The organism is Novosphingobium sp. KCTC 2891 (assembly GCF_025938155.1).
In the GTDB taxonomy this organism is placed as follows: Bacteria; Pseudomonadota; Alphaproteobacteria; order Sphingomonadales; family Sphingomonadaceae; genus Novosphingobium.
In genome coordinates, this window is the sequence record NZ_JAPCZG010000015.1 from 51,729 (window position 1) to 60,119 (window position 8,391).

Annotated in this window: 6 protein-coding genes; 5 read left to right on the top strand and 1 reads right to left on the bottom strand. The window is 65.0% G+C overall.

Features of this window, described 5'->3' with window-relative positions:
* Positions 1-5 precede the first annotated feature (5 nt).
* Positions 6-662: a lytic transglycosylase domain-containing protein gene (locus OLX02_RS18680; RefSeq protein WP_264425283.1), complete on the bottom strand. Its 657-nt coding sequence runs from the start codon at positions 660-662 to the stop codon at positions 6-8.
* Positions 663-786: 124 nt separating this feature from the next.
* Here OLX02_RS18680 and OLX02_RS18685 point away from each other — a divergent pair, with 124 nt between their 5' ends.
* The 5 genes from OLX02_RS18685 (at position 787) to OLX02_RS18705 (ending at position 8,284) form a co-directional block, all read left to right on the top strand.
* Positions 787-1,689, top strand: coding sequence for a toprim domain-containing protein (locus tag OLX02_RS18685; RefSeq protein WP_264425286.1), 903 nt, complete (start codon positions 787-789; stop codon positions 1,687-1,689).
* A 77-nt stretch (positions 1,690-1,766) separates the two neighbouring features.
* On the top strand, positions 1,767-5,999 hold the full coding sequence (locus tag OLX02_RS18690) for a strawberry notch family protein (protein ID WP_264425288.1): 4,233 nt from the start codon (positions 1,767-1,769) through the stop codon (positions 5,997-5,999).
* Between the two features lie 245 nt (positions 6,000-6,244).
* Positions 6,245-6,823, top strand: a complete 579-nt coding sequence (locus OLX02_RS18695; RefSeq protein WP_264425290.1) for an RNA polymerase sigma factor — start codon at positions 6,245-6,247, stop codon at positions 6,821-6,823.
* 5 nt (positions 6,824-6,828) lie between these two features.
* A complete protein-coding gene (locus OLX02_RS18700; RefSeq protein ID WP_264425292.1) occupies positions 6,829-7,797 on the top strand; it encodes a FecR family protein in 969 nt (322 codons plus the stop codon).
* 316 nt (positions 7,798-8,113) lie between these two features.
* Entirely contained in the window at positions 8,114-8,284 is a 171-nt protein-coding gene (locus OLX02_RS18705; protein ID WP_264425294.1) for a hypothetical protein, read from the top strand.
* Positions 8,285-8,391: the final 107 nt, after the last annotated feature.

Here is an 8,391-nt window from a genome sequence, read left to right on the forward strand (position 1 = left end):
TCGGTTCAGAATTTCCACCGGCGCAGCACGTCCCTTACATATCTCGGCGTCTGCCCGTTCAACGGTATGCCCCGCGCGCGCTCTACCGCCGCTGGACCTGCGTTGTACGCGGCGAGCGCTAGGTGGACGAGACCGAACTTGTCAATCAGGAGCCGCAGGTAGCGACCCGCGCCGTCAAGGTTCGCCAGCGCGTCCAGTCGATCCCGAACGCCCATTTCGCGCGCCGTGCCGGACATCAGCTGGCCAAGCCCGACGGCGCCTGCTGTACTGACCGCATAGGGATTGTAGCGAGATTCAGTCCAAACCACCGCATCTAAGAGACCTGCGGGAAGGGCGTATCTCGCTTCAGCAGCGGAGACAGCTCCGAGATATGCCTGGCGGCGAATAACTTCAGGAAGTCTGTGAGGCGCGGCAGCACGTTCAACATTGGTGCCCCGGCTGTGCTGATCGAATTGATCTGGAGTTGCTGGCACGGCGGCGCGTCCGACGCCAACCTGGTGCGTTACCAGCACGAAGTTCGACTGCCGGTCGATGTACACGGCCACATCAGGTTGTTGCAACACATTGGCACGAGCGGCTGAAGCGATCGGTGCTGCCCATGCAAGGGCGGGGGGCAGAAAAACCAAGGCACTGCTGAAGCTTCGGGAGAGCATATTCGTCATACCGTGTTCCGTTCCTGCCTGACCTGGAGTAGAACATAAAAGGAACACATTGAGTCTCAAAACGGATTATGCGGGCAGAGCGGAGGCTGCCGTCGAGAAGGGGTAGAGCTTCTGGAGCCCATCAATGACAGCAGATTCGATCACCAGTGAAATCGAAGCACACGCACGCCGACTGGTGGAGGTACTTGGCGGCAAATGGATGAGGACGCACGGCATGTGCCGATGTCCTGCCCATGCCGATCGCACGCCTTCTCTCAGTATCTCCGTTGGTAGACAGGCCGTTCTGCTGCACTGCTTTGCGGGTTGCGCCACCGTCACGGTGATCGCAGCCCTCGCTCGACAGGGCGTGAAAATGGCCGATCTGTTCGGCTCGGAGGTGGAACCGTGGCCGAGTCCCGCGACGGAGCCACGCAAGGCTGCGCCAGATCGCAACGCTGTCCGGCTCTGGAAGCAAGCGCACGGCATCGCGGGGAGCGCGGCTGCCGCTTACCTCGCGGGACGCAGCATCGAAACGTGCTCGCCGGAACTGCGCTTTCATCCGCGCACGCCGTTAGGGCCACGCGGCGCGGTCCGCTTCCTGCCCGCCATGCTCGCGGCGGTCAGGACTGACCTGGGCGTCATCGCCATTCACCGCACATTTCTGACGCCGGATGGAAGCGGCAAGGCCGCCGTGGAAGGTGCCAGGCGCGCACTCGGCAACCTCGGAACGGGTGCCGTGCGGCTGGGATGGCCATTCGAGGGCAAACTCGGCCTTGCCGAAGGTGTGGAGACCGCGCTGTCGGCCGCACAGCTCTTTACGATGCCGTGCTGGGCTGTGCTTGGGAACGAGCGTTTCGGGACGGTAACGGTCCCCGAAACCGTGACGGACCTGTACCTCTGTGTTGATGCCGATGCCGGCGGGGAGATTGCCGTAGCGCGCGCGCGACGCCTCTATGCAGACCGTCCGGTCAGATTGCACATTCAACGGCCCGAGGTGGTTGGCTCCGACTGGAACGACGTCCTGCGCGCAATGCGACTGTCATCATGAGGCCGAACATTGAGAGGAGAGAAGGCGGCCGGGGCCAGTGAAGCCCTGACAGCATCTGGGCTTCGTCAGGAGGTCCCATGTCCGGTTCCAGTCTCGCTCTTGCTTTCGATTGTCCTGCCGAGCCGCCGGTGCTGGCGGCTGCGCGTGCGGTTTCCGCGCGGCTGACGGCTGTCCAGCGCGTCGATCGCGGCGTTCTCAATGCCATCATGCGGGATGCCTTTGGGGGCAGCGATGCCGAAGGTCGCTGGTCCGTGCGCGAGGCCCACGCGGTTGTCGAGCTTGGCCAGGTGCTCTGGGTCCAGGGCAACGACCGCCTCAGCCCGAACGCAGACCCGGTGGTGGTCAATGGTCTTGTCGAAATCGCCAGCGGCCTGGTGCCGAGCCAGACTGTCCGGAGCGAGGAGCAGATCGAACTGCAGCAGTTCGCCACGCCGCCCCGGCTCGCCTGGCTTGCCGCGCGCGCTGCGGAGATCGCGGCTGGCGAATGCGTGATCGAGCCTTCCGCCGGCACGGGCATGCTGGCGGTCTGGGCGGCCAAGGCCGGCGCCCGGCTGGTACTCAACGAGATTTCTCCCCTGCGGCGCGAGTGCCTCGGGGCTTTGTTTCCGCAGGCAAGGATTACCGATCACGATGGCGAACTGATCGACGACCTGCTCGAACCCGCAATCGTGCCTTCGGTCGTGCTGATGAACCCGCCCTATTCTCATGGGCTCGAACGCGGCCATGACGGGCAGACTGCAGCCCGGCACGTCCGTTCGGCCTGGAAGCGCCTCGGTCACGGAGGCCGACTGGTTGCAATCCTGCCCGAATGGTTCGACTGCCACCGTTTCCTGCCGACATTGCACGGCCCGGCAACCTTGCGGGCCAATCTGGCCTTGGATCGCGCCTTCGTCCGCCAGGGCACATCGATCACGACGCGGCTTGTCGTGATCGACAAGGCCGATCGCACGGGAAAGCCGGTGATCGCGAGGACCTGTGACCTCGAGCGGCTGGCCGCGCTGGTGGCAGGCATTGGGCAACGCCACAGTCATCGGACTGCGACCGCACCGGTGCTGCCTGTCCGACGGCTTCCGCTGTTGCCGTCGGGACGAAGTAAGGCCGTGGTCATGCCTCCACCCGCTGCGATCAAGACCACGGGCGCGGTTGCCTGCGCGTTCGACGCACTGGTCGAGCCCGCCCCGCTCGCCGAGCAGGTCGGGCACTATCTGCCCTATCGGCCGAGCCGTATCCGCATCGAGGGCGCGGCAGAGCATCCGACGCCACTCGTGGAATCTGTGGCAATGGGCTCGATCTCCGCGCCCGTCCCGGGCCAGATCCCGCAATTACCTGATGGGCTGGTCGCCAACGGTATGCTGTCGCGTGCGCAACTTGAAACGTTGATCTACGCCGCGAGCGCGCACGCGCGTGACCTGCCTGGGAAGTTCATTCCGGAAGACAGAGGCTGCATGCTCGCTCCCGATGCCGATGGCGCGTCCTACAGGATGGGCTACTTCCTTGGCGATGGGACCGGGGCGGGCAAGGGCCGCCAGGTCGCGAGCGTCATTCTCGATCGCTGGGTGAGGGGAGAGCGCAGGCACATCTGGGTGTCGAAGAATGAAGCTCTCCTTGAAGACGCGCGCCGCGACTGGGCAGCGCTCGGTGGCTTGCCGATCGACATTCAGCCGCTCGGCAGCTGGAAACTCGGAACGCCTGTGTCGATGGGCGAAGGCATTCTGTTCGTCACGTACCCGACGCTGCGATCGGGCCGAAACGACGCGACGCGGCTCGACCAGCTCCTCGGCTGGGCAGGGGCCGACTTTTCGGGCGTCCTCGTCTTCGACGAAGCGCACGCTATGGCCAATGCTGCGGGCGGCGAGGGCGCGCGCGGGCGTAGCAAGGGATCGGAGCAGGGGGTGGCCGGGGTGCGGTTGCAGAACCTCCTGCCGCGCGCACGGGTGCTCTACGCGTCAGCCACCGGGGCGTCGGACGTCAACAACCTGGCCTATGCGACCCGGCTTGGCCTGTGGGGGCCGGAAACGGCTTTCGCCAATCGCGAAGCCTTCGTCGCCGACATTCGCGCAGGCGGGATCGCGGCCATGGAACTGGTGGCAAGAGACCTCAAGGCTCTCGGGCTCTACGCTGCGCGCGCCCTCTCCTTTGCCGGCGTCGAATATGAAATCCTCGAGCACGCCCTGACACCTGATCAGGTTGCAGTCTACGACGCCTACGCTGACGCCTGGGCGATCATCCACGCCAACCTTTCCGAGGCATTGGAAGCCACGCGGATCGTCGACAGCGATGGCGGGGGCACCCTTAACAGCGGCGCAAAATCCGCCGCGCTCTCGATCTTCGAAGGCACCAAGCAACGCTTCTTCGCGCAGCTGCTGCTCGCTCTCAAACTGCCCAGCCTGCTGCCCGCGATCGAGGCCGCTCTCGCCGCCGATCATGCCGTCGTCGTTCAACTCGTCTCGACATCGGAGGCCATGCTCGATCGGCGCCTTGCCGACCTCTCCGAAGCCGAGCGCGAAGCGCTCGAGATCGATCTGTCACCGCGCGAGGCGGTGGTTCAGTACCTCGAGAAGAGCTTCCCGGTGCGCCTGATGTCGGTCTTCACCGATGAGAACGGCAATCCACGCTCCGAGCCGATGAGCGACGCAGAGGGCCATCCCGTACTGTGCCGCGCCGCAGTCGCCGCGCGCGACCGCATGATCGAGCAGCTCTGTGCGCTGCCGCCCATCGCGCCTGCGCTCGATGCAATCATCGAGCGGTTTGGCGTCGATCACGTTGCCGAAGTTACCGGGCGTAGCCGGAGGCTGATCGTCGCGGCCGACGGGCGGCAGAAGCTTCAGTCGCGCAGCCCGCGCGCTAACCTCGCCGAGACAAAATCCTTCATGGATGGGGAGAAGCGGATCCTCGTGTTTTCCGACGCTGGCGGCACTGGCCGCAGCTACCATGCCGATCTTGCAGCAAAGAACCAGGCGCGGCGGGTCCACTTCCTGCTCGAACCCGGCTGGCGGGCCGATGCCGCGATCCAGGGGTTGGGACGCACCAACCGGACCAACCAGGCATCGGCGCCGCTGTTCCGTCCGGTCACGACCGACGTGCGCGGGGAGCGGCGCTTCATCTCGACAATCGCACGCCGCCTCGACAGCCTCGGCGCGCTGACGCGCGGTCAGCGCCAGACCGGCGGGCAGAACCTGTTCGACCCGGCCGACAATCTCGAGAGCAGCTACGCGCGCGAAGCCCTGCAGCGCTGGTTCGGGTTGCTTTTTCAGGGCAAGCTGGATGCCGTGTCGCTCGATCGCTTCCAGGCGCTGACCGGCCTCAGAATCGAAAACGAAGATGGATCGCTCAGCGACGATCTTCCGCCGATCCAGCGCTGGCTCAACCGAATCCTGGCACTGCCGATTGCCCTGCAGAACGGCATCTTCGACGAGTTCCTGGGGCTGGTCGAGGCGCGGGTCGACGCGGCGCGCGCCGCCGGCACCCTCGATCTTGGCGTCGAGACGATTGCGGTCGAGAACTTTGAGGTGCTGTCCGATACGCTACTGCGGACCGATGCGACTTCGGGTGCGACCACGCATCTGCTGGAACTCTCGATTGCCCGTGCGCTCAGGCCCATGCCGCTCGAACGGCTGGAAGCGTTGCATACGCTTGCCGATCCCCAGCACCGGCCGGTTCGCAACACCCGGTCCGGCGGCGTTGCGCTGGTCGTTCCAGCGCGCAGTCTGCTTAGCGATGAGGGCGCGCGGATCCGGCGCTACGAGCTGGTCCGGCCCCTGAAGCGCACGTTCCTCAACGCCGACGACCTTGCCGACAGCAGCTGGGAGCCAGTCGATGCGGGCGCGTTTCGGGAGGCCTGGCAACACGAAGTCACCGAAGCCTCGGCAACGCTCCGGCACGAACGCCTTCATCTGGCGACCGGGCTGTTGCTGCCGGTCTGGGACAAGTTGCCATCCGACCATGTGCGGGTCGCGCGGTTGTCCGCCCGCGATGGCCGCTCGCTCCTTGGACGGGAAGTCCCGGCGGCGCATGTTCCGGCGTTGTGCCGGGCTCTGGGTTTCGGGGTGATTGCGCCGCTTGCTCCGAATGTGCTTGTCGAGGCCGTGCTCGCGAGCGGTCGCGCCATGGAGTTCGCCAGCGCTGACCCGCTGATGATCAGGCGCAGCCTCGTCAATGGAAGCCAGCGACTGGAGCTCACGGGCTGGTCTGCGACCCGGCTGGACTGGTACAAGGCGAAAGGGTGCTTCACCGAGATCATCCGCTTCCAGACCCGCCTGTTCGTGCCACTGGAAGACGCGCCCGCAACCCTTTTAGCGCTGTCGCGATGACAAAACGGTTGCGGGTGCAACCACCGTGTCATAGATTTCAACGGCGTAGCGCGCTTGCGCGTTGCGCCGAGGCCTGAGAACCTCGTTCGGAAAAGAGTTTCACCTTTGCCGCCATGATCGGCCGGATTGCCGTTGCTTATGTCCAGGCCTTTCGGGGCTAAAGGCAATGGCGCGCGTTTTTCGAATGCGTTCTCAGAGTCCGGCCTTTCGCCGGAGCGCCTCGATCGCGGGGGCTCTGGCATTCGATGAAGCGGCTGGCGGCAGGCAATTCATGCGACCATGATGCGCAGGCTTGCGTGTGCGGATTGCTGCCTGATCCGCTTGACGGGCTGGCGGCCGGTCGTCTCGACGTGATCTATCGCGCCGAACGGCCCTCGCTCCTGCGACGGCTTGTCCGCCGCGCCGGGATCGATCAGGCCGAAGATATCGTCCAGCAGGTTTTCGTGCGTCTGGCCGGTCGCCGGGAAGCCGTCGCGCAGATCGAGGCACCCGCCGGTTACCTTGCCGAAGCAGCCCGCAATGCGCTGCGTGACAACCATCGTACGGCGGCGCGCCGGAGCACTTCAGCCCATGTGTCGCTGGACGATGTCACCTTGTCCGGGCCGGATCCTGTTTCGCATCTTGAGGCACGCGACCGGCTTGCCCGTCTTGAACTTGCGTTGGGACGGCTCAAGCCGCTGACGCGGAATGTGTTTCTTGCCCGCCGGCTCGATGGCTATAGTTATGCAGAGATCGCCGAACAGACGGGGTTGAGCGTGCGCGCCGTGGAAAAGCAGATGAGCCGGGCCATCCAGCAACTCGCCCGTCACCTCGACGACGGCTGACGCGCGTGGCTCGCAAGCAAATTCCCGAGAGCATCCGCAAGGAAGCTGCCGACTGGCTCGCGCGCAACGAGGCCGAGTGGGCAGGCGAGCACCCTGCCGAATTCGAAACCTGGCTGGCCCGCGACTTGCGCCATCGCCTGGCCTATGCCGAGGCCGACCGCGCCTGGCGCGACAGCCTGATGCTTGGCCGTACGACCATCGGGCGCGCGCGGACTTTAGCCCGTGCGCCGCTGCACCTGCGCCGGAACACGCATATTGCCGCGATGTCGCTGCTTGTCCTGTTAGGCGTGGGCCTGATGACCGTGCGGTTTGTCGGGACCATGCCCGCAATCAGTTTCGGTACGACGGTTGAAGCGCAGACCTATCGTACCGCTCCAGGCGAAACCCGCACATGGTCGTTGCCCGATGGAAGTTCGCTGACGCTCAACGGGGCAGCACTTGCCCGCGCGCAGTTTGATGGCAGGACAAGGCGGATCGACGTTGAGCAGGGAGCAGCGCGGATCCACGTGGCTCCGAACAATGCGCGCGCGCTCGAAATTCGCACCGCCGGTCTATCGGCGATAACGCGCGAGGCGGTTGTTGAAGTGGTTGCCATGCCCGACACTAACAGAATCTTGCTGGTATCGGGCCATGCGAGCGCGGCAGTTGCTGGCGGGATGAGCCGGACCCTGGGGGCCGGACAATCCATTGTGCTGCCTGGCACGCCCGAACCCAAGCCGACGCCAACCACCGCGTCGGTCGCGAGCCATCCTGCGTTGCTCGGGCTCGACGGGGTGACCGTGGCGCAAGCGGTTGAACGCCTCAACCAGACCAACCGGATCCAGATCCGGCTTGCCGACGCGGATATCGGCGGACGCCGTCTGATCGGTGGCTTGCGTACCGACGATCCCGGCAGCTTCGCGCAGACGCTTGCCGCTCTCGATGATCTCGACGTCGTGCGCGAACGCGACATGATCGTCCTGCGGCCACGCTGACCTCCCGTCCGCGAACCCGACAGCCCCTCCTTACGCTGCAAGCTTCGATCCCATTTCCTCGCCGCTGCTGTTTGTCGCCGATTGCAGCGGCGCAGTCCGGTCTCATGAAACGAGAGGGGAGAAGGCTTTGGGGCGGGCGCGCAGCGGTGGAGCTGTAAGTTTCTGCCAGGCTCACGGGCCGGGCTGACCTTCGCGCCACCGCTCGCCGTCTTGCGGGCGAGCATTCCCATTCAAAAATTTTTGTCGGGTCTTTGCGTCCGTCGGCGTCCCCACGGCCATGAGCGTCCTGTCACAGGGCGCCAGGGAGGTATGTACCATGACGTCCAGAACCCAGCTTCAATCCGTCCTTGCCGCCTTGATGGCGGGCAGCGTTCTCACTGTTCCCCAATGCGTTGCTGCTCGCGATGACAAGCAGATTGCGCTCGATTTGCCGGCGCAGGGCCTCGACCAGTCGCTGCGTGACCTCGCCATTGTTGATTGCCGCTGAGAAGTGACCCGGGAGGGGCACAAATTTCCACTGAGAAGTGACCCATGTTGAACTCGCCCCTTGCTTTGATGAGCGAGGGGTCATGGAGTGTTGGACATGGCGTTATT